General features: G+C 61.4%; 26 protein-coding genes and 1 pseudogene. 3 read left to right on the forward strand and 24 right to left on the reverse strand.

Annotated elements, in window-relative coordinates:
• From FPZ61_RS13355 to FPZ61_RS13415, 13 genes and pseudogenes are all read right to left on the reverse strand, one after another.
• Positions 1 to 220: pseudogene (locus FPZ61_RS13355) on the reverse strand (IS5/IS1182 family transposase); the annotation flags it as partial.
• A gap of 150 nt (positions 221 to 370) precedes the next feature.
• The gene (locus tag FPZ61_RS13360; RefSeq protein ID WP_370593465.1) at positions 371 to 1396 is read right to left on the reverse strand and encodes a glycosyltransferase family 4 protein; all 1026 of its coding nucleotides are present in this window, start codon (positions 1394 to 1396) and stop codon (positions 371 to 373) included.
• Between the two features lie 21 nt (positions 1397 to 1417).
• On the reverse strand, positions 1418 to 2308 hold the full coding sequence (locus tag FPZ61_RS13365; RefSeq protein WP_185467123.1) for a putative nucleotide-diphospho-sugar transferase: 891 nt from the start codon (positions 2306 to 2308) through the stop codon (positions 1418 to 1420).
• Positions 2309 to 2513: 205 nt separating this feature from the next.
• Positions 2514 to 3296 (reverse strand): class I SAM-dependent methyltransferase, encoded by a 783-nt coding sequence (locus FPZ61_RS13370; protein WP_185467122.1) that lies wholly within the window; start codon positions 3294 to 3296, stop codon positions 2514 to 2516.
• Between the two features lie 186 nt (positions 3297 to 3482).
• A complete protein-coding gene (locus FPZ61_RS13375) occupies positions 3483 to 4037 on the reverse strand; it encodes an FkbM family methyltransferase (protein WP_185474862.1) in 555 nt (184 codons plus the stop codon).
• 210 nt (positions 4038 to 4247) lie between these two features.
• Positions 4248 to 5282 (reverse strand): IS5 family transposase, encoded by a 1035-nt coding sequence (locus FPZ61_RS13380; protein ID WP_185467120.1) that lies wholly within the window; start codon positions 5280 to 5282, stop codon positions 4248 to 4250.
• A gap of 1359 nt (positions 5283 to 6641) precedes the next feature.
• Entirely contained in the window at positions 6642 to 6809 is a 168-nt protein-coding gene (locus FPZ61_RS13385; RefSeq protein WP_185467119.1) for a hypothetical protein, read from the reverse strand.
• Positions 6810 to 6887: 78 nt separating this feature from the next.
• On the reverse strand, positions 6888 to 7109 hold the full coding sequence (locus FPZ61_RS13390; protein ID WP_185467118.1) for a hypothetical protein: 222 nt from the start codon (positions 7107 to 7109) through the stop codon (positions 6888 to 6890).
• The gene (locus FPZ61_RS13395) at positions 7106 to 7354 is read right to left on the reverse strand and encodes a hypothetical protein (RefSeq protein WP_185467117.1); all 249 of its coding nucleotides are present in this window, start codon (positions 7352 to 7354) and stop codon (positions 7106 to 7108) included. The genes FPZ61_RS13390 and FPZ61_RS13395 overlap by 4 nt, the downstream gene beginning before the upstream one ends.
• A gap of 286 nt (positions 7355 to 7640) precedes the next feature.
• Positions 7641 to 7880 (reverse strand): hypothetical protein, encoded by a 240-nt coding sequence (locus tag FPZ61_RS13400; protein WP_185467116.1) that lies wholly within the window; start codon positions 7878 to 7880, stop codon positions 7641 to 7643.
• On the reverse strand, positions 7877 to 8140 hold the full coding sequence (locus FPZ61_RS13405) for a DUF4258 domain-containing protein (RefSeq protein WP_185467115.1): 264 nt from the start codon (positions 8138 to 8140) through the stop codon (positions 7877 to 7879). Before FPZ61_RS13405 ends, FPZ61_RS13400 begins: the two co-directional genes overlap by 4 nt.
• 8 nt (positions 8141 to 8148) lie before the next feature.
• A complete protein-coding gene (locus FPZ61_RS13410; RefSeq protein ID WP_185467114.1) occupies positions 8149 to 8337 on the reverse strand; it encodes a hypothetical protein in 189 nt (62 codons plus the stop codon).
• 15 nt (positions 8338 to 8352) lie between these two features.
• Entirely contained in the window at positions 8353 to 10302 is a 1950-nt protein-coding gene (locus FPZ61_RS13415) for an ABC transporter ATP-binding protein (RefSeq protein WP_255441630.1), read from the reverse strand.
• Between the two features lie 78 nt (positions 10303 to 10380).
• On the opposite strand from FPZ61_RS13415, the gene FPZ61_RS13420 reads away from it, so the two are divergent.
• Positions 10381 to 10683 (forward strand): HI0074 family nucleotidyltransferase substrate-binding subunit, encoded by a 303-nt coding sequence (locus FPZ61_RS13420; RefSeq protein WP_255441631.1) that lies wholly within the window; start codon positions 10381 to 10383, stop codon positions 10681 to 10683.
• The gene (locus FPZ61_RS13425; protein ID WP_185467113.1) at positions 10680 to 11024 is read left to right on the forward strand and encodes a nucleotidyltransferase domain-containing protein; all 345 of its coding nucleotides are present in this window, start codon (positions 10680 to 10682) and stop codon (positions 11022 to 11024) included. Before FPZ61_RS13420 ends, FPZ61_RS13425 begins: the two co-directional genes overlap by 4 nt.
• A 17-nt stretch (positions 11025 to 11041) precedes the next feature.
• Here FPZ61_RS13425 and FPZ61_RS13430 read toward each other — a convergent pair whose 3' ends face one another.
• The 11 genes from FPZ61_RS13430 to FPZ61_RS13475 all read right to left on the reverse strand — a co-directional run bounded on the left by FPZ61_RS13430 (position 11042) and on the right by FPZ61_RS13475 (position 17342).
• A complete protein-coding gene (locus FPZ61_RS13430; RefSeq protein WP_185467112.1) occupies positions 11042 to 11686 on the reverse strand; it encodes a Uma2 family endonuclease in 645 nt (214 codons plus the stop codon).
• Positions 11687 to 11802: 116 nt separating this feature from the next.
• Positions 11803 to 12024 (reverse strand): ribbon-helix-helix domain-containing protein, encoded by a 222-nt coding sequence (locus FPZ61_RS13435; RefSeq protein WP_185467111.1) that lies wholly within the window; start codon positions 12022 to 12024, stop codon positions 11803 to 11805.
• A 68-nt stretch (positions 12025 to 12092) separates the two neighbouring features.
• Positions 12093 to 12512, reverse strand: coding sequence for a type II toxin-antitoxin system VapC family toxin (locus tag FPZ61_RS13440; protein ID WP_185467110.1), 420 nt, complete (start codon positions 12510 to 12512; stop codon positions 12093 to 12095).
• Complete coding sequence (locus tag FPZ61_RS13445) at positions 12509 to 12763, reverse strand: toxin-antitoxin system (RefSeq protein WP_185467109.1); 255 nt, start codon at positions 12761 to 12763, stop codon at positions 12509 to 12511. The genes FPZ61_RS13440 and FPZ61_RS13445 overlap by 4 nt, the downstream gene beginning before the upstream one ends.
• A gap of 105 nt (positions 12764 to 12868) precedes the next feature.
• Positions 12869 to 13267, reverse strand: coding sequence for a HEPN domain-containing protein (locus FPZ61_RS13450; RefSeq protein ID WP_185467108.1), 399 nt, complete (start codon positions 13265 to 13267; stop codon positions 12869 to 12871).
• The gene (locus FPZ61_RS13455) at positions 13264 to 13455 is read right to left on the reverse strand and encodes a hypothetical protein (RefSeq protein WP_185467107.1); all 192 of its coding nucleotides are present in this window, start codon (positions 13453 to 13455) and stop codon (positions 13264 to 13266) included. The genes FPZ61_RS13450 and FPZ61_RS13455 overlap by 4 nt, the downstream gene beginning before the upstream one ends.
• Complete coding sequence (locus tag FPZ61_RS15650; RefSeq protein ID WP_255441632.1) at positions 13433 to 13558, reverse strand: hypothetical protein; 126 nt, start codon at positions 13556 to 13558, stop codon at positions 13433 to 13435. Before FPZ61_RS15650 ends, FPZ61_RS13455 begins: the two co-directional genes overlap by 23 nt.
• Positions 13559 to 13567: 9 nt before the next feature.
• Positions 13568 to 14527: a GDP-L-fucose synthase gene (locus FPZ61_RS13460; RefSeq protein ID WP_185467106.1), complete on the reverse strand. Its 960-nt coding sequence runs from the start codon at positions 14525 to 14527 to the stop codon at positions 13568 to 13570.
• Between the two features lie 10 nt (positions 14528 to 14537).
• A complete protein-coding gene (gmd, locus tag FPZ61_RS13465) occupies positions 14538 to 15632 on the reverse strand; it encodes a GDP-mannose 4,6-dehydratase (RefSeq protein WP_185467105.1) in 1095 nt (364 codons plus the stop codon).
• A 99-nt stretch (positions 15633 to 15731) separates the two neighbouring features.
• A complete protein-coding gene (locus tag FPZ61_RS13470) occupies positions 15732 to 16211 on the reverse strand; it encodes a dual specificity protein phosphatase family protein (RefSeq protein ID WP_185467104.1) in 480 nt (159 codons plus the stop codon).
• 6 nt (positions 16212 to 16217) lie between these two features.
• A complete protein-coding gene (locus tag FPZ61_RS13475) occupies positions 16218 to 17342 on the reverse strand; it encodes an SLBB domain-containing protein (RefSeq protein ID WP_185467103.1) in 1125 nt (374 codons plus the stop codon).
• Between the two features lie 123 nt (positions 17343 to 17465).
• Here FPZ61_RS13475 and FPZ61_RS13480 point away from each other — a divergent pair, with 123 nt between their 5' ends.
• Positions 17466 to 18857 (forward strand): hypothetical protein, encoded by a 1392-nt coding sequence (locus FPZ61_RS13480; protein ID WP_185467102.1) that lies wholly within the window; start codon positions 17466 to 17468, stop codon positions 18855 to 18857.
• Positions 18858 to 18880: the final 23 nt, after the last annotated feature.

An 18880-nucleotide genomic window follows, 5' to 3' on the forward strand; every position in this document is an offset into this window, starting at 1 on the left:
CGTAGAGCAGGAGCATCGTCATCATCCTGGGATCAAACCCCTTCTCCCCGCGGGGATCTTTGGCCTGAGCCGGGATCAGGATCTCGGAGAGATCCAGCTCCTCTACCAGATCCAGCAAAAAATACACCTGGTGGTCTTCTGCCAGCCACTCACGTGGTGATGGAGGCAGCAAGGTGGTCTGGTCCGGCTGCCAGGGGCGGAACGACTTGGGCTTCTGCATACCCCATTCTCCCGCTCAGATCCATTGCCGTCACTGCGATCTGGGCGGATTCAGGGGCGTCTGTGGAGAGCTGCCCGTGGATCTATGCGCGACAGGCTCCTAGCGGCCCTGCAGGCCGCAGGGCAATCTCATTTCAGGCACAGAGGTGCTTCATGGGAGTCGCACAATCCGCCGCAATCGCCCCACTATCCGGCGTGGATGCAACCGGCTCCATGGGGATGGCCGTGTGGGGTACTGGCTCTGAAAGCGGCGATCGGCAAGGGGCAGTGCACGGCGCAGGCCGTCGCTGGTGAGCGGGAAATGTGGGCGCGGGCGAGTGTGGTGCTGCTCAATCAAGGCGAGCCAGAGTCCCAAGCAGTAATCGGCACTGTAGTGAGCGCTCCCCAGTGCACGGGCGCTGCTGGAGCAGTGTTGCCAGAGATCTGGGTCGTGAACCAGGCGCGTGAGTGCGGCGGCGGCCGTGGAGGGATCATTGGGAACAAGCAACCCCGTGCGCTCATGGTGCACCAGTTCCGGGATGCCGCTGTCGATGGTGCGCACCACGGGCACCACGCCTGAGGCCATGGCTTCGAGCAACGCCACGGGGAGGCCATCAAACTCAGACATCAACAGGATCGCCTGGCTGCGTTGCAGGAGCGGCTGCACCTGCTCAGGAGGCACGCGGCCGTGGAAGTGGATGCGATCGTCGAGGCCGGCCTGGTGAACAAGCTGTTCGCAGGATGAGCGGGCGTGGCCGTCGCCGATCAAGTGGGCTTCGATCTGGCTGGAGGCCCGGCAGGCATGGATGAGGGAGTGCACCACCTGATGGATACACTTCTGCCGGTCGACCATGCGGCCGCTGTACACCACGCGAAATGGTTGATCCGAGAATCTGACCTGGGCCGTTGGCAGCGTGATGCCGCAGGGGATCACCTGCGGGTTGGTGACGGGCAGGCGCTGACGTAGCTGCTGGGCCAGAAACTGAGAGACGCAGACGCTGCTGCCGCCGTGGGCTTCCGGGGTGAGCGCTTCGGCGACGCACCAGTAATCGGGGTCGTCGGAATGCATGGTGAAGATCCAGGGCAAGCCCTGGCGACCGGCGTGGGCGGCGGCGAGGTAGTGCGCGTGCAGGCACTGGGGCAGGAACAGATCGGGCTGCACCTGGTTGAGGAACTGGAGGGTGCGGGAGGCGTGGATCCCGCCGCCATAGCCGAATGATCAGCCGGCCTTGATCAGAGATTGAAGCTTCGACTTAAACCTGAATCGCAGTTGAGTTGCCAGAGAGGGTGTTCGATTAGGCGTTGTGGCCTTCACAAGGCCTGAGATGGGTCTAGATGGCAAGTGCCGGGAGCGGCCTTCAAGCACACGCCGACAGCAGTGGCTGAATCTATCCTGCGCGCTCAGGCCCGTTGACGAGTAGATGTGCCAGATGAGGGCCGCCTCAGCGAGGTCAGGTCGCATCCCAACTTGTGCATTGCAGCTGTGCGGAAGGACCTGGAGCTTGATCTCCTGATCGGCTGAGAGGGCGTTGTTCAACGCCGGCTGATCCCGATACCGTCCCGTGCGCTCCACATTGGCCAGCCAGTTGCAGTGCCAGGCTTCGGCGAACCTGTGGGCAGCGGGGGTGTCGGCGTGCCAGATCACGCCACCGTTGACGTAGGGCTCGCGCACCTGCCAACCCATGGTGTCGAGGTTGGCCTGGTCTTCGGACCAGATCTGCTCGGCGAGGGTGTCGGCGGAGTGGTTGGGGGCGGCGGCGATGTCGGCGTGGAGGTTGAGCAGCAGGGTGAGGGGCTTGCGCACCACGGTGTCGCTGTCGAGGAAGAGGAAGGGGCCGCGGAGCAGCAGGCGCAGCGTAGTTTTGACGAAGCGGTTGCGGAAGGTGGGCGGGCCGTCGGGTGTGGGGAAGCCGTGCACGGCGTCGGCTTCGCGCAGCAGCTGGCTGCCAGTGGCCTGAAGGGCCTGGTGGGTCTGCTGGTCGCAGGCGATCTCGATGCGGGCTGTCGGGTTGGTGAGCCGCACGGTGCCGAGCGACACGCGGGTCATCGCCTCGTAGAGATCACCGCCGCTGGAGGTGAGGCAGTAGACGACGTGGAGGGGAGGGCTCATCCGGGAGGTCTGGATTGGATTGGGCAGAAGATGGGGGTAGAACCGGTTTGGGCCTTTGCCGACTTGATGGCGATCAGAGCGCGGACGCGATGTGAAGCAGTATGCGCGGTGCACTGCGAATGGAGAGGATCATGACGCGAGTGCTGAGAGTGACGATCAGTGAGATGGATAATGGGTCACTGAATCAAAGATCAGCTGACCTCTATCACAAGCCAAGGCGCCTAATTATTTTTCTGACCGGATTAATTTTTTTCGATACACTGTCGTACAGGTCAAGCGCTTTGCGTGCTTGAGATGCACGAGGAGCAATGATTGCAAGATCATTCCAGCCTGGCCCACCAGCAGAGAAGACCAGTTCTCGATAAGCCTCAATAACCATATCCATGAAAGGTTCTCGGGCAAGTGCTTTTCCAGTGCTTCGACAGAACAACGTATTTGAAATCATTCTGAGATCACTGATAAAGCCAGCGCCCTGAAAACGATCGACCAGAAGATGAGTGATTCGATGCTTCAAATCGACATATGGCTCGTCACTAGAATTCCGGGACAAAAAGATGCAATCATCTGCATCGTCTATCACAATTAAACTGCCTGGCTTAGTTAATTCATAGAATAAAAAGAAGTCGCGATCGATCCTGCCATCCGCATCTAGCATCAGCATTGAAAGCGAATCGGGACAGCCGCCGCTATTAGCGAAAGCAAATGAAGACCCTGCAAAGACAGTTACCAATTTTTCAATGCCAGCCCTTGCAAGATTGCTCTTAACTATTTTAATGTTGTCCGCAGGAGATCCAAATGCAGAACGACTTGAGTATCGCCCTCCAAAGATGTCTACAGTGAAAATATGATTATTTGAGCTTTTCTCTAGCAGCCCGAGCCCTATTGCGGTTGTAGCTGCCCCGTGGGCCGTGCCAATCTCTAGAACTGCACCATTCCCAAGATTCATAGCGGCATCAAATAATGCCTCATAGACATTGTCTGGGAGCATTCCGTTGGCTGCTCTGCAATATTCGATTAGCGAGATTTGATTCATACACAAAGAGGGTTTTACTTGAACAGTGAAAGCATATCTTAAGATGCTATTTGATATATTAAGGTGACATTTGGCTGCTGTTTTAAATCGCCTTAGGCGGTAATAAGAATGAAGATTGTGATAGATTTAGGTTGTCTGAAGCTAGGAGATCAAACTATTTTCAAGAAAGAAAGTACCTCGAAAAAGATAGGTGCTTTTTATTTTGTATCCCATATCATGCAATAGATTGAGGCATTCAGGTGCGGTAGATTCTCCTCCTCTTTCTGGTCCTGCATCTAAAGCAATATATTTAGTGCGCCGCAAAGTATCACGGCCCCCTCTTAATATTTCAGGCTCCATTCCTTCTGCCTCAATTTTTAGAAGCTTGATTGATCCTGACTGATAGACTGAATTTAGGCATTCGTCAAGAGTACTGACTTTTACCTCAACGGTACCTGTAAATATTTGTGGTTTATATAGGCTGCTATCCGCTTCTGATGTGCTCAGGTAAAATAGTTGTTCACCGTTTATATCCGACAGTGCGCAGTTTACTAATATTGAGTTTGGATGATTTAATGATAACGCCTTAAATGCTTCCGGATCTGGTTCTATGGCTATGTATGTGCAGTCGTCGAGCGCACTACAAAAATTGAGCTCCCCGCAGTTTGCTCCTATATCTATGACTGTATCGCCCTTTTCGAAGATATTAAGTGGCACTCTATAGTCTGAAAGCAGCCAATTGATCCTAAAAGAAACGCCTCGCTTGTACAGCTCAAACCTCTTCTGATCAGATATAGGGCACCTCGAAATATTGCCACTACCCATGCTGTCTTGAGAAGCCACATGCTCATCCTCTGCACGTGCAGATCCGCCTGATGACTGACATCCATGACTTAAAGGCGGGATAGTTATCCCGGAGCCGAATGATCAGACAGCCAGCATTGCCATTGAGTTGCAATGCAGGTATCGAAGAAAGTTGTAAGTCAGATTACGCAGTCCCCACCAAGCTCTAGTTCTGGCCAATCCAATCCGCCTTGTCAGCTTGCCGCGCATGCAAGTTGTGATTGCACCAAAGACGTGCTCAACCCTTGCCCGCACACTCGATCGGACCTTGTTGCGCTCCTGGGCTTCTTCGCTCAAGGGATGGCAGCGTGAGCCCTTCTCATGAATTCTGCTCTCAAAACCAGCCATGTCCAGGAGATCCTCAAACTGAGCACCTGCATAGCCAGAATCAGCCCAGACAAAGTCATCCCTATTCTCAGGGTCTAGCACCTGCGTAAGCATCTGGCTGTCGTGAATATTGGCTGGGGTAATGGCAAATCTCCGAATGAAGCCGTGAGTGGCATCAATGCAGATGCTGTTCTTGTAGCCGTAGTGGTTGACGCCATTCTTCTTGACCCAGCGAGCGTCAGTGTCCTTCTGGCGCAAGCGGTTTGGCTTGTCCAACCACTTCTCTGGAATGGCTCCATCCTTGATGGTCTTGTTCTCCTCCCTTGAGTTTCGCTGTTTGGGAACAGGTACCAGCGTGGCATCGATGATCTGCCCACCACGGGCCTCCAGGCCCTGGGACCGCAGGTGCTCCTCAAACCGTTCAAAAAGCTCATCGATGACACCCGCCTTGCGGAGCCGCTCGCGGAAGAAGGCAATAGTGGTGGCATCGGGAATGGTGTTCATCACTCCCAGTCCGACAAACTCCTCGAATGAGCGTCTGTCGTTGACCTGAAATTCCAGCTCCTCATCGCTGAGGTTGAACAGCTGCTGCAGCACCAGCATCTTGAAGAGGATGATCGGATCAATCCGCTTACGGCCAGCATTGCTCTTGCGTTCATGGCTGTAACCCTGCTCCAGCAGCGGCCTGAAGGCATCCCAGGGAATCGCCTCGGACAGGGTCGCTAACGTGGGCTTCTTTTGCTGAAGCCTGTGGATGCGCTTCTCCTCATCCCAGAATCCACGCTGTCCCATTCAGCTGTGTTGAGCTGAACCAATTCTATTGCATATTTCATAGGCTGTCAGGGAGCGCCGTAGATTTTTCGAGGTGCCCTATATAAATTTTGGATTTAGTTGTGCTGTCCAGAACATAATAGATATTCTCCTTAGAGTCAAAACAAAGAGTGCAACTCTCTGTTTTCTGTGGTTTACATTTTGACCTCAACCAGGTTTTGGGATTTAATTTCATGCTGTCTTAGAAGGCGTTTATTTAAAAAAACTCATTGCAATTGTTAATCTTTTAAGCTATCTTTGTCAAGCATTATCTGTTCTATTTGTGGCTGCTGCATAGTGTTGCAGAGTGGTTTTTAAATTAAATCACATCTTCAATGTATTTCAATCTGCACTGGGCTACCAAAGCAAATGTTTTGTTGCCTCCCTTGGTGAGTTTACTCTCACATCTTGTGGCAAGATTAGGCCAATATTACTAGGATTGCCTGATACACATACTGGCTGACCAGAGTTTTTCGCCAAAGAGTAAGACTTTATTATTCAAGATCGCAATAGAAGAAATAATAGTTACATTATTGAAATTGGGCCCGTTTAACGTAACAGTAAACGTAACTACATCATCTGTCTTGACAAAATATTCGCAGCTTATGTTGATAGGTGCGCAAAGGATTGGAATGCCTTCGCTATTTCTGTAGACAAGCTCTGTCCAAATATCTTCATGATCTCCAAGAAATAGTGTTTCTGATAGCAGAATTGAGATTGTCGCTAATATAATATACCTTGAATCCTCCGCGCCTAGTATCTCTATCTCTATATGACTTTTAGCACTTTTGACTGTAGCAATTTTATTTGTATTAGCGTATTCCAGGTGATACTAAATCGAATCAACCATTGGGCCTTCGCACTTGCTTTCTCCTGTTGCTAGGACTATCCCTCTGTCGCATAGTCGCAGGAGACAATGATTACAGCGAGATACCATCATTGTTGCGCAATTATTGTTCTCACATGGCGACGGTTCCGTTGAAGCATTTTAGCTGAAACTGCCTATCGCCTACTGCAAGTACTTCGTCTAATATCAGTATATATTGCTAGGCTGCTTGCCACTCCAAAGCTAAGTCTGAGTTGCATTCCTGAGCTATAGACTTGCACCGGGAAATCATCCATCAAATCATTGATCTCAGAAAAATCAATAATCTCATCAAGCTTATCATTGTCTTGTCCATTGCTAAGTCCGAGCAGACTTGCGTTTATCCGATACTCTCTCTTCCTATTGCTACAGGATTTAAGCCAGCTCCTAGTGCGAATAATTGTCCAACACGCCCCCGCATCTCAATACGTCCGATGTCAGGCTTGATCAACCCATTCAGCATCCGCGGCAGTCGTCTAGCCCCACCATTGCGGCCGATCAACCCCAGGCACCCCCCCGCCGCCATGGCGGCGGCCGCCGATCTCACTGCCCAGGTTCTGCAAGCCAGTGCAGAGCGAACGCTTGAGGCTGCGGCAGAACCGCTTGCTCATGTTCTCCACTGTCACCAGTACGTCGTCGCCCATCTCAGGCACCCATCCGCTCGATCAGGATCGGCGGCGGCTGGCCGGTGAACCAGGCGCGGGGGCAGCGGAGTCAGCCCGTCAGGCTTCGGTTGGGTTGCCATCCGCTTCCAGCAGCCGGCCAGAAGCCCCTGACGATCGATGCAGGGCCAGTTCGAGCACCGTTTCCAGGCGGATCACCCGGCCCTGGAGATCGTCGAGGCGGCGTTGCTGCTCCCTCATCAGCCCGGCCATCCCTTCCACCTTGTCGTTCATCCGGATCACGGTGGTGAGCGCCGAGAGAATCCGGTCTGTCACGCTCATGGCTGAGCGCCCAAGGCAGTTCTCACCTCGGCCATTGCCGCATCCAGGGTTTGTTCGGTGCGGCTGGTACTGAGTTCCAGCTGCCTGAGGGCGGCTTCGAGGGCTTCCGCTTCCGCGAGGGAGCGCGCTTCCACCTGGGCGGTGCGGCGGGCGTAGGCCGCTCCCGCCTCACGGAAAAACTGCCCGAGCGAAAGGCCAAGGCTATGGGCCCGATCGGCATAGGCAGCCTTTTCTGTGGGTGTCATCAACACGGCCACCCGCTCTGTGGCTCGCTCTGGAGGGTGCTGCGGAGGGCGCTGTGGGTCTGGTCCGGCTGCCACGATATTCTGCACATGATCAGCACATGCTAAGGTGAAGGCAGCAGCATGGGCTGGCGAAGAGGTTGCTGAGGCTTGGGGTTGGAGCTGCAACCCGTGCGGGGCCTGGCACTGGTGGAGCCTGGTGGCTCAGGGGGAAGCTCCTCCGACGTGCCTAACAATTTCGGGGTTGGAGACACCAGATGTGGTGTGCTGTTGGCCGGGGTTTGATCGATCAGTCTCCTAGGCCCACAGGAAGTTGCTGCTTGATCGGTTCTGCCAGCAGGCGGCCCAGGGCTCCTGGATCGATGATGTCGAGGCAGAGCAAGGTGGGGCCAATGAATTCCATGGTGTATCCGTCTCCCTCCACCACCAGATCGGGGATGCCCTGGAGGGTTGGATGGCGAAACAGGATGGCACCAGTGTCTGAATCCACCGACTGGCGCATGCTCCGCAGCTGATCAGGCAGGGTCAACGGTTGAGAAACAGCCATCGTCCTCCGGCCTGGCGGGCCTTCACGGTTCTTTGGTCAGTCGGGTACACCGTAATCACCCTGGCGTCATCGGGAGTGAGCACGGCAACCCAGGGGCGATCCAGAAACTCGAACACCCGAGCACGGCTACCGCCCCGGTTGAGATCGAGAAATGTCTCGCCGTCTGCGAGGGCATCACGCACCAGCTCGGGGTTGACGCCATAGAGCGTGCATTTGTCGAGGGCGTGTTGGCTGAACTCCATGGAGAGCCTCACGCACTCATCCGCTCGATCAGGATCGGCATCGCCAGCCTGTACACAATCCACACCAGCACCGGCAGCACCGCTGAGCTGCCCACCACCTGCGCCCACGCGCCCAGCAGCTGCGGCAGCTGGCCCGTGAACCAGGCCCGGGCATTGAAGATCAGCGGTGTGATCAGCCGCCTCGCTGAAGGCCGCATCGTGGAGCAGGGCCCTCACCCCCGCAGCACCGCCTCGGCCCCGCCCGCCTGCTGCCGCCACAGTCCCGCATATATCCCGCCCAGCCTCAGCAGCTCGGCGTGGGGGCCCTGCTCCACGATCCGTCCGCGTTCCATCACCAGGATCCGATCGGCCTTCACGATCGTGCTCAGCCGGTGGGCGATCACCAGCACCGTGCGCTGCCGCTCGAACTGCTCGATCGCCTGCTGCACCAGCCGCTCACTCTGGGAATCCAGCGCGCTGGTGGCCTCATCGAGGATCAGCAGCTCCGGATTGCGCAGGATCGCCCGCGCCAGGCTGATCCGCTGCCGCTGCCCGCCGCTCAGCCGGTAGCCCCGCTCCCCCACCAGCGTGTCGTAGCCCTCCGGCAGCTCTTCGATGAACCCCGCCGCCTGGGCCCGGGCCGCCGCCGCTTTCACATCCGCCCGCGTGGCCCAGGCGCAGCCGAAGCCGATGTTCTCCGCCAGGGTGGCGTTGAACAGGAACGTGTCCTGGCTCACCACCCCCAGCCGCTGCTGCCAGCTGGGCAGATCGATGCTCTGCAGGTCGCGGCCGTCCACCAGGATCCGCCCACGGCTGGGGGCGTACAGCCCCACCAGCAGATCAGCGATCGAACTCTTGCCCGCCCCGCTGGGTCCCACCAGGGCCGCGGTCGACCCCTTGGGCAGCACCAGATCCACCCCACGCAAGGCCTCCGCCCCCTCAGGGCCATACCGCAACGACACCCCCTCGAAGCGCACCTCCCGCTCCAGGCCCTGGAAGGGGACGCCGCCTTGCCGCCGGAAGCTTTTGTCGTCACGGCGCAACAGGCCATTCAGGCGCCGCAGCCGCACATTGTTCACGGCCTGTTGCCCGATCAAGCCCGCACACCCGGCCAGGCGCGTGTTCAGGCGCTGCAGCGCCAGCATGAAGGTGATCAGGCTGGGCAGGATGCCCGTGCTGCGGGCGCCGAACAGCAGCACCGCGGAGGTGGCCACCACCGCCAGGGCCAGCACCGGCAGCAGGTTGCTCACCGGTGCCACCACATTGGTGAGCAGATTCTGGCGGCGCAGGCTGCGCTCCAGCAGCCCCATCCGCCCCTGAAAGGCCTGGTCGGCAGCATCCAGCTGACCACTGCTGTGCAGCAGCCGCAGACCCTGGATGTCCTCCGTCGAGCGGGTCGCGATCGCCACCTGGGAGTCGGTCACCAGTTGCGCCTGGCGGCGAATCGCCGGCAGCAGGCTGCGCTGCAGGCCCGACACCGCCAGGGCCATCACCACCGCCACCAGCAGCAGCCAGGGGGAGATGCCCACCAGGATCAGCAGATAGGCCGCGATCAGCAGCCCATTCAGCAGCAGCCCGTTGAGGGTTTCGATTTCGATGCGGATCGCTTCAGGCCCCTGGCCCGCCTGATCGAGCAGATCACCCACCCGGTACGACGACGCACAGGGAAAGCTGAAACCGAGGATCTGGCCGTGAATCAGGCTGGTGATCCGGGCACGGCAGCGGGCCGCGAACCAGCCCACACTGAGCCCATTGAGATACTGCGCCAGGCTCTGCAGCACCTGCAGCGCCACCGCTCCACCCAGCAGCACCAGGAACAGCACAGGCCCCGGCAACCCCTGCAGGGCATCCGCCAGGGCCGGGATCCGGCCCACCAGCGGGTTCGTGCGCCAGCTGATCTCCTCGGCCTTGCCGAGGGCCTCCACCGCCAGAAAGATCAGCGCCAGGGTGCCGCCTTCGCTGATCGCCTGCAGCAGGTTCGTGCCCAGGTTCAGGGCCAGATACTTCCACTGGGATCGGGCCGTGGAGCGGATCAGCACCGCCGTGGGCTCCGGCCCCCTCAGCGGCTCGAGCAGCCGCTGCAGCACCCTGGGGGTGAAACGAGGAATCACGCGGCGGTTCGGCTCAACAGGTGGGGTGGCGTGGGCCAGACTGACTCGGGTGGTTGGGACTGCTGCAGGCATGGCGGAAGCTGATGTGCGCTGGCTGCAACGCCTGGACAACTACGGCCGCGCCCTCTGAGCGAGCTGGAGGAGCAGGGCTTGATTCAGGCCTTCGAATTCACCCATGAACTGAGCTGGCAGCTGTTGAAGGATTTCCTGGTGGATCAGGGTGTGAGTGGCATCAGCGGTTCGCGGGATGCGGTGCGGGAGGCGGTGGTGAGGGATCTGCTCAGCCCGGGCAGCGAAGCCATCTGGATGGCGATGATCCGCAGCCGCGATCTCACCAGCCACACCTACAACCCCTCCCTGGCCCAGCAGATCGCAGGCCTGATCCTGGGGAAGTACGGGGCGGAACTCCAGGCTCTGCATGATGAGATGGCGGAGCGGGCCAGGCAGCGTTGACAGCATCCACAGAATCGGTCGATGCCGGCATCCCTGGCCTTCCGGCGGAGGTCACAAGCCAGGTGCTGGAGAGGATCCAGCGCCATCCTGAGGTGCGCAGAGTGATCCTGTACGGATCGCGGGCGCTGGGCAGGCATCGCTCCGGATCCGACATCGACCTGTGCCTGGAGGCCCCGGCCCTCGACCTGAGCGAGCTGCTGCTGCTCGGCGCCGAACTTGATGATCTGCTCCTGCCCTGGCGGATCGATCTGCAGCTCCAGCATCTGATCGACCACCCCACCCTGCTGGAGCACATCGCCAGGGCAGGGGTGGTGCTGTGGGAGCAGGCGGGGCCGAGCTGACCTGGCATCAGGTCATCTCAGCCCTGCCAGATCTCGCTCAGATCCAGCTTCAAACCAGGCAGCACGTCGCCGCCATCGAGCTCAGTGGCGCCCTCCAGACGCTGGGGTTCCGGCAGATCAACACCTTGAGCCTCACCGCCAGGCCAGATCTCCACCCCCTGCTCGTCCGGCAGCAACAACCAGCCCAGGGCGGCGCCGTTGGCCTGGTAAGCGGCCATCTTGCGGCTCAGGGCACTGACGCCACGCGGGCCCTGATCGCTGGGGCTGGTCAGGTCCACCACCAGGTCGGGGCAGAGGGGCGGGAAGCCGCGGCGTTGCTCGGGGGTGAGCGCCTGCCAGCGATCCAGACGCACCAGGGAGGCGTCCGGGCTGAGCACGGAGCCGTCGGCAAGGCGGAAGCCTGCTGAGCTGTCGAAGACCTTCCAGTCTCCAGCGCTTCTGGCAAAGCGTTGCAGCTGGAACAGCAGCTCACTGTTGCGGCTGCTGGTCTCGCCGCCGGTGGGGGTCATGCTGATCAGCTGGCCGTCGGCATCGAGCTCCATCACCGCCTCAGGATTGGCCGCACACACCAGCTCAAACTGCTCTGGCGTGAGCTGCAGCTGCTCCGGCAGCAGCAGAGGAGCCAGCGCATCGGCAAGGGCTGGAGCGTGGACCAGGGTCATGACGCATCGACGCCATCAAAGCAACGATAGATGGATCAGGCCCTGGCGACCGTCAAAGGGCATAGGGATGAAGCACGTTCTCAAGCGTCAAGGGGGATAGGTGTCGAGCAAGAGCATCAATGATGGCTCCACTCCTGCCGCAACGCCTCCTGCAGCACCAGTGCGTCAGTCGGTCGGTCTTTCCAGAGGCCAAAGACCTTCTCGTGTCTGGGGTGTTGTTGCTTCAGCCACAGCCGCAACGCCTCCCGCAGGGCTGCCGCCCTTGAAATGCCGAGCTGCCGGCACTGCGCATCCAGTTGCTCGCGCTCAGGCTCAGGCAAGTCGACGATCGTTCGCATCAACTGGTCATTGCTGGGGTGACCGCAGAGGTTGCAGCGAGGGTCATGCTGCCTCCGCAGCAGATGGCTCAATCGGGGAATGGATTGATCAGTCCGATGGTGGTGTCGCTGAAATGGCGTGTGTTGCGGGTGGCCAGCTGGGCACCACGGGCCAAGGCAATGCCAGCAATCAGGGTGTCACGCAGATCGACTGAGCGTCCCTTGGCCTTGCGCTCGGCGGCCAATACCGCGGCCCTATGGGCCGCGAGGCCATCCAGGGGGGCGATTCGATCCTGCACAAGCTGCTCCAGCAACTGATCAAGCCCCTGCTGCAGGGAGCGGCGGCGCTGGCCAGCAGGCAGGATTGCCACTCCATAGCGCAACTCAAACACCACCACACTCGGCAGCCACACGTCCTGGGCGGACTGGTCATCCAACCAGCACACCACCGCAGGGTCTGGCTGGTTCTGCATCACGGCCGAGATCACATTGGTGTCCAGCAGAATCACGAGCCCACTGCTGCCGGTGCAGCCTCCTGACCCTGCCACTCGCCAATGGGCTCATTCAGCCCTGCGCCGGCAAACAGTGCCGTCATCTGTGACCCCAGCCCTGGACCTTCGCTCGGCAGCTGCTCCGCTTCCGCCGCCTGCCGAAGAATCTGGCGGGCCTCCTCCTCCATGCTGCGACCATGGCGCTGAGCCCGACGTCGCAGCGCCTCCTTCACCGACACATCCAGATTGCGAACCAGCAACTGCGCCATCAAGTCATCCCAGACCAAGCGTGCTATCACGCTATCAGTATCACGGGCAGTTCAAGCCTCGCTACCGAGGCGAGGAGGTGCCGCATGCTCGATTTCGCCGGGGGGTCAGGAAGCCGGGCGATCCAGCTGGTCCACGAAGTTGATGGCTTCCTCGGCGGTTGCGATCGCCTGAACGGCATCGGCTCGATCGAACAGCTCCGATGGCGGCGTGGCGTCGATCGGGTAGCGGCTGGTGATGGTCATACGGGTGAGGGCCTTCAGGGGTAAGGCCTCGATCACCCCCACATCCACACCCTCAGCCGCCAGGGCTTGCACCAGATCATTCAGGACATGGGTGTGCGGGGGCTCCTGTCCCAGCTCGAGCAGGGCGCCCCGGAAGGCCTTCTCGGCAGCCTGGGATGCGAAAAAACAGGCCTGCGCCTGAAATCCATTGGTGCTGGCCAGGCGGGCCAGCTCAAGGTCGTTGAGGGCCTGCCGCGCCCAGGCCTGGGGCCGGGCATTCATGGCCCGAAGCTCAGCAGTTGCCGGGCCTGCTGATGCATGGACCTCCAATGGGGTGAAGTACTGCTGGCCACCGCCTGCCAGCGGGCCCTGCTGAGCGCGATCACATCGGCCCCCAGGCCGGCATCCAGCAGCGCGTCGGCCATCTGATCGGCCTGGTCCTGGCCATCAGCCACCACCAGCCAACGCATGGGCCGCCAGGCTGGCCTGAACACGCTGCTGCAGCGCAGCCTCGAAGCGCTGCTGCACCCCTTCACGAAGCCGCTGGAACGTGGAGGGTTGCTGGGTGCCCATCGGCTCAGGCTAAGGCTGGCGGCAGGTTGCCTTCACCCAGTCGGCATAGGTGCTGGCCAGCCCGTCGGCCAGCGGAATCCGGGCCTGCCAGCCCAGCGCCGCCAGCCGGCTCACGTCCAGCAGCTTGCGCGGTGTGCCGTCGGGCTTGCTGGTGTCCCAGGTGATTGCACCGCCATAGCCCACGGTTCGGGCCACCAGCTCGGCGAGTTCACGGATCGGCAGATCCTCCCCCGTGCCCACATTCAGGAACTGGGGCCCATCGGCCGCCGGCTGCCACCGCTCCAGGCAGAACACCGCAGTCTCGGCCAGATCATCCACATGCAGGAATTCGCGCCGCGGCGTGCCCGTGCCCCAGCAGACCACCTGCTCGGCGCCGGCCAGCTTCGCCTCGTGAAAGCGGCGGAGCAGCGCCGGCAGCACATGGCTGTGGCTGGGGTGGTCATTGTCGCCGGGCCCGTAGAGGTTGGTGGGCATCAGGCTGATCGCATCAAAGCCGTGCTGGAGGCGCAGCGCTTCGCACAGCTTGAGGCCGGCGATCTTGGCAATCGCATACCACTCATTGGTGGGCTCCAGCGCGCCGGTGAGCAACGCCTCCTCCCGGATCGGCTGCTCGGCGAACTTGGGATAGATGCAACTGCTGCCCAGGAACAGCAATCGCCTGGCCCCATGGCGCCAGGCGTTCTCGATCACATGGGTCTGGATCTTGAGATTGTCGAGCAGGAAGTCGGCGGGATAGCAGCTGTTGGCCAGGATGCCGCCCACCTTCGCCGCCGCCAGCACCACCACGTCCGGGCTGTGATTGGCGAACCACAGCTCCACCGCGCCGGCATCGCGCAGGTCCAGCTGATCGCGGCCTGCCGTGAGCAGATTGGTGTAGCCCTTCGCCTCCAGGGCGCGCACGATGGCGCTGCCGGCCATGCCGCGATGGCCCGCCACGAAGATCCGATCCGATGGCGTGATCAGGGTCATCGGATCAGCCTCATTCGCGGCTGACCACCACCGGAAAACCCTCCCGGCGCAGGGTGGCCTCCTTGGCGGCCTCCTCCACATCAGCCGCCACCATCTCCTCCACCAGCTGCTCCAGCGTGGTGGTGGGAGCCCAGCCCAGCCGGGCGTGGGCGCGGCTGGGATCACCCAGAAGCGTCTCCACCTCCGCCGGGCGGAAGTAGCGCGGATCGATGCGCACCACCACGGCCCCGCTGTCGACCCGGCGGCCCACCTCCTCCAGCCCCTGGCCCTGCCAGTGGATGCCGCCCCAGCCCAGGGCCAAGGCCGACAATTCGATGAACCGGCGCACGCTCTCCTGCCGCCCCGTGGCGATCACGAAATCCTCCGGTGCCGGCTGCTGCAGCATCCGCCACTGCATCTCCACGTAATCGCGGGCGTGACCCCAGTCGCGGCGGGAATCGAGGTTGCCCAGGTAGAGGCAGGGCTCCAGACCAGCGGTGATGCGCGCCAGGCCGCGGGTGATCTTGCGGGTCACGAACGTTTCACCGCGGCGCGGGCTTTCGTGGTTGAACAGGATGCCGTTGCAGGCATACATCCCGTAGGCCTCGCGGTAATTCACCGTGATCCAGTAGGCGTAGAGCTTGGCCACGCCGTAGGGGCTGCGGGGATGAAACGGAGTGCTCTCCCGCTGGGGTGTGTCCTGCACCAATCCATACAGCTCGCTGGTGCTGGCCTGGTAGATGCGGGTGGTGCCGGTGAGGCCAAGCAGCCGCACCGCCTCGAGGATGCGCAGGGTGCCGAGGCCATCACAATTGGCGGTGTATTCCGGTGCTTCGAAACTCACCGCCACGTGGCTCTGGGCGCCGAGGTTGTAGATCTCATCGGGCCGCACCTCACCGATGATCCGGATCAGGTTGCTGCTGTCGGTGAGATCGCCGTAGTGGAGCGTCAGCCGCTGATCCCGCTCATGGGGATCCTGGTAGAGGTGATCGATGCGGGCCGTGTTGAAGCTGCTGGCCCGGCGCTTGAGGCCATGCACCCGGTAGCCCTTCTCCAGCAGCAGCTCCGCCAGGTACGACCCGTCCTGGCCGGTGATGCCGGTGATCAGGGCCGTGGGAGAGCTCATAACGACGTCAGGGTGAGCAGGGACACACGGCTCCCTGATGGTCGGGCGGTCGCGAGCAGGGCTCCAGCGACTCGGTCCCTCGGCCGGGAAATGGCCCGATCAGGCTACTGCCGGCAGTTGGGGACTCACCGCCGCCGTCAGGAACGGCAAGCTTCTCAGCACCGCCAGCTGCTCAGGCAGAGGGCTGGTGCCGGGATGGGTCTGCTGCACGTAGTCCAGAGCCGCCTGCCAGCCCATCCGGCGGCTCTGAATCAACCAGGCCATCGCCACCAGGGGCGAGCGCTCCACGCCGGCCACGCAGTGCAGATACACCGGCCCATGCCCGCGCAGCCGGCTCAGTTCCACGAGCACCAGGGAGATCTGCTCGATCGTGGGAGCGCAGTGATGATTGTGATCCGGCAGGGGGAGCCGTACCCAGAGAAACCGCTCGGAGATGGCGCCCGGCAGGGGGGCCTCCTCGGCCGAGCAGAGGCTGATCAGTACCCTGACCCCCTCCTGCTCGAGCCGATCGAGATCCTCGTGGCTGCAGGGAGCCGTTCCCACCGCCAGTTCATCGCTCAACAGCCAGGTGATGCGCATCCAGGCTCAGTTGTCGTTGTCGAGCAGACGGAACAGGGTCAGCACATTGACCAGCCCGGTCAGGGGCTGGCTGACCGCACCGATCGCATCGGTGCTGATCGCATAGCGACTGCGGTTGACGATCACCGTGTCGCCATCCACCAGGGGTGGATTCTTGGCGAGCGACACCCCCTGATTGAAGTCAAGCGGGTAGGTGCGCCGCATGGCGGAGCCGTTGCGGTTGATCCGCACCAGTTCCAGCTTCGAGGTCTTGGCCCGCCAGGTCTCCACACCCCCGGCCGCAAGAATCGCCTGCATCAAGGGGGTGCTGGCCGGAACCTGCAGCCGTCCCGGCGATTTCACCTCCCCCACCACATTCACGGTGATCTCCTTGGGAGCCAGGGTGGTGGCGGCCATTTCGGCGGTGTTGGTGGCCAGCTGCTCCGACACCCGCTCCAGCTTGATCGTGTCGCCATCGAAGAGCAGCGGATTCTGCAGCTGGTCGCCGTCGCGCACCAGGGCCAGCAGATTCACCCGGGCGCGCTTGAAGCGGGAGTCGGCGCCGGGCAGACGCCGCTGCACCACCACCCGCCGCAGGTTCGACATCGCGGTGATGCCCCCCGCCTTCTGAATGGCATCCACCAACCTCGGCGACCCGCTGATCGAGATCGGCGCTTCGGCGGTGGACGATTCCGAGGTGGTGAGGGTGTAGATGCCGGGGCGCTCCACCTCACCCACCACGGCGATGCGCAGGGGCCTGGGGCGCACCACGCTCAGCTGCAGATCCGGCCGCTGCAGTTGTTTTCTGTAGAGCGATTCCAGCCAGAGGCTGGCCTGGGAGAGGGTCAGACCCGAAAGCCTGACGCTACCCAGCAAGGGCAGGGAGGCTGTGCCGTCGTTGAGAATCTCCAGGGAACTGCTGAGATCATCCACGGCCAGAAATTTCAGGCTGAGGCCATCACCGGAGCCCAGGATGTAGGCATCGTCCTGAAGCATGGGGTCGCTCGAGGCCGGATCGCCGACGGCCTGGGCGATCGCTCCCCGCTGCAGCTCCTCGGCCGCTGCGGGAGCCAGGGGGCTGGAGAGGCCGAGCAGCAGCAGCAGCGGCATGGCCCAGCGCTTTCCCACCAGTTCCACACGCAGGCTCGTCATCGCGGAAACGGACAGATAGGGCGAATGTTGCCATGCACCGGTTGAAAAGGTGGCGGCAGAGGGCCAGTCATCAGCTGGCCATCACGGATAAATTGTTGCCACCTGTCCTCAGCCGCCTTCGACGTGTCCGCCAGGCTGTCTGGATCCAGCGTCACTCCCTGGCTCAGCCTGCTCACCTCGATCGGCGTGGTGGCTGGCCCAGCAGCCCAGGCACAGTCCCTGGTCTGGGAGCTGCCCACCCCACCCCCTCCGGTGGTGGTCGTCCCCAGGCAACCGCCACCGCCGGTGCCCAGCCTGCGGGCCCAGGCGCCTGAACCTGCTCCTGCTCCTGCGTCTGCTCCCCGGCCAGGAACCCTCACCTGGGAAGCGGTTCCGCCCAACCCGCCAGCCCTGCAGCCGCCGCCGCCCCTGCCCAGCGCTCCAGCAGCGGCCATCGCGGCCAGGCCCGAGCGAGGTCTCACCTGGGAACTGGTTCCCTTCAATGACGGCAACCTGGCCTTCACGCCTCCTGCCCCACAAGCCAATCCTGAAGCCGGCGTGTTCGGCCAGATGCTGGCCCGGGAAACCACCCTGCGCTGGTACCTGGTGCCTGAGGATCAGATCCTCGATGCCTCGGTGGCCCTGGCCAGCGGCGATCCCAGGCCCGAACCTCCCTACCTTCCCGAGCAGCCCCCGCCGATCTGGCCCAAGGTGCGTGGCCTGGCCCGGGGCATCACCGTCAACGGCAACCCCTACCCCGACACGGGTCTGAACGTTCCCAACGGCTTCGCCCAGGACAAGGAATTCACCGTCTCCACCACCCTCACCGGCACCAGCCGCACCCGCTCCTGCCGGGTGCCCGACGGCGGTAACTGGGTCGACTGCGCCGACTCCGAGGCCTACCTCGACATCACGCCCTTCAAGGGGGAGTACGCCAGCCTCGGCTTCCAATACACCATTCAGAGTCTGACCAGCCGCAACCGAGGCACCGGCCAGTTCGCCGGCCAGAGCATCGGCTTCCGCACGGCCATCAACCTCACCCCCACCACGGGGCTGGCCTTCGGTGGTGAACACATCATCCAGCTCGACGACACCACCGACCTGGGCCGCAACTTCTACCTGGTGATGTCCCAGGCCTTTCCCCTCAGCCGCGGTGAGAGTCCGATCCTGCTCGTGGCCACCGCCGGCATCGGCTCCGACTTCTACGGCTACGCCGGCAACGGCACCCTGGGATCCACCAACTGCCTGAGCGGCAACAACGTCAGCAGCCTCAACTACCCCCAGGGCACCGACTGCTTCTGGGGACCGATCGGCGCCCTCAGCCTGCACCTGGGCAGCCAGGTGTCGATCGGCTACGAGTGGTTCGGATTCGGCATCGGCGCCGGCCTCTCCGTGCGTCCGGTCAAGAACATTCCTCTCACCTTTTCCCTCTACGCCACTGACTTCCTCGGCAACACCCCCAGCTATATCGAAGGGCTCTGCACCACCGATCCCTGCGAACCCCGTTACTACGGCAGGCTGACCATGTCGTTCTGATCACGAAAACGCAGAGACTGCAC

Source organism: Synechococcus sp. BSA11S, assembly GCF_014224355.1.
Classification (GTDB): Bacteria; Cyanobacteriota; Cyanobacteriia; order PCC-6307; family Cyanobiaceae; genus Regnicoccus_A.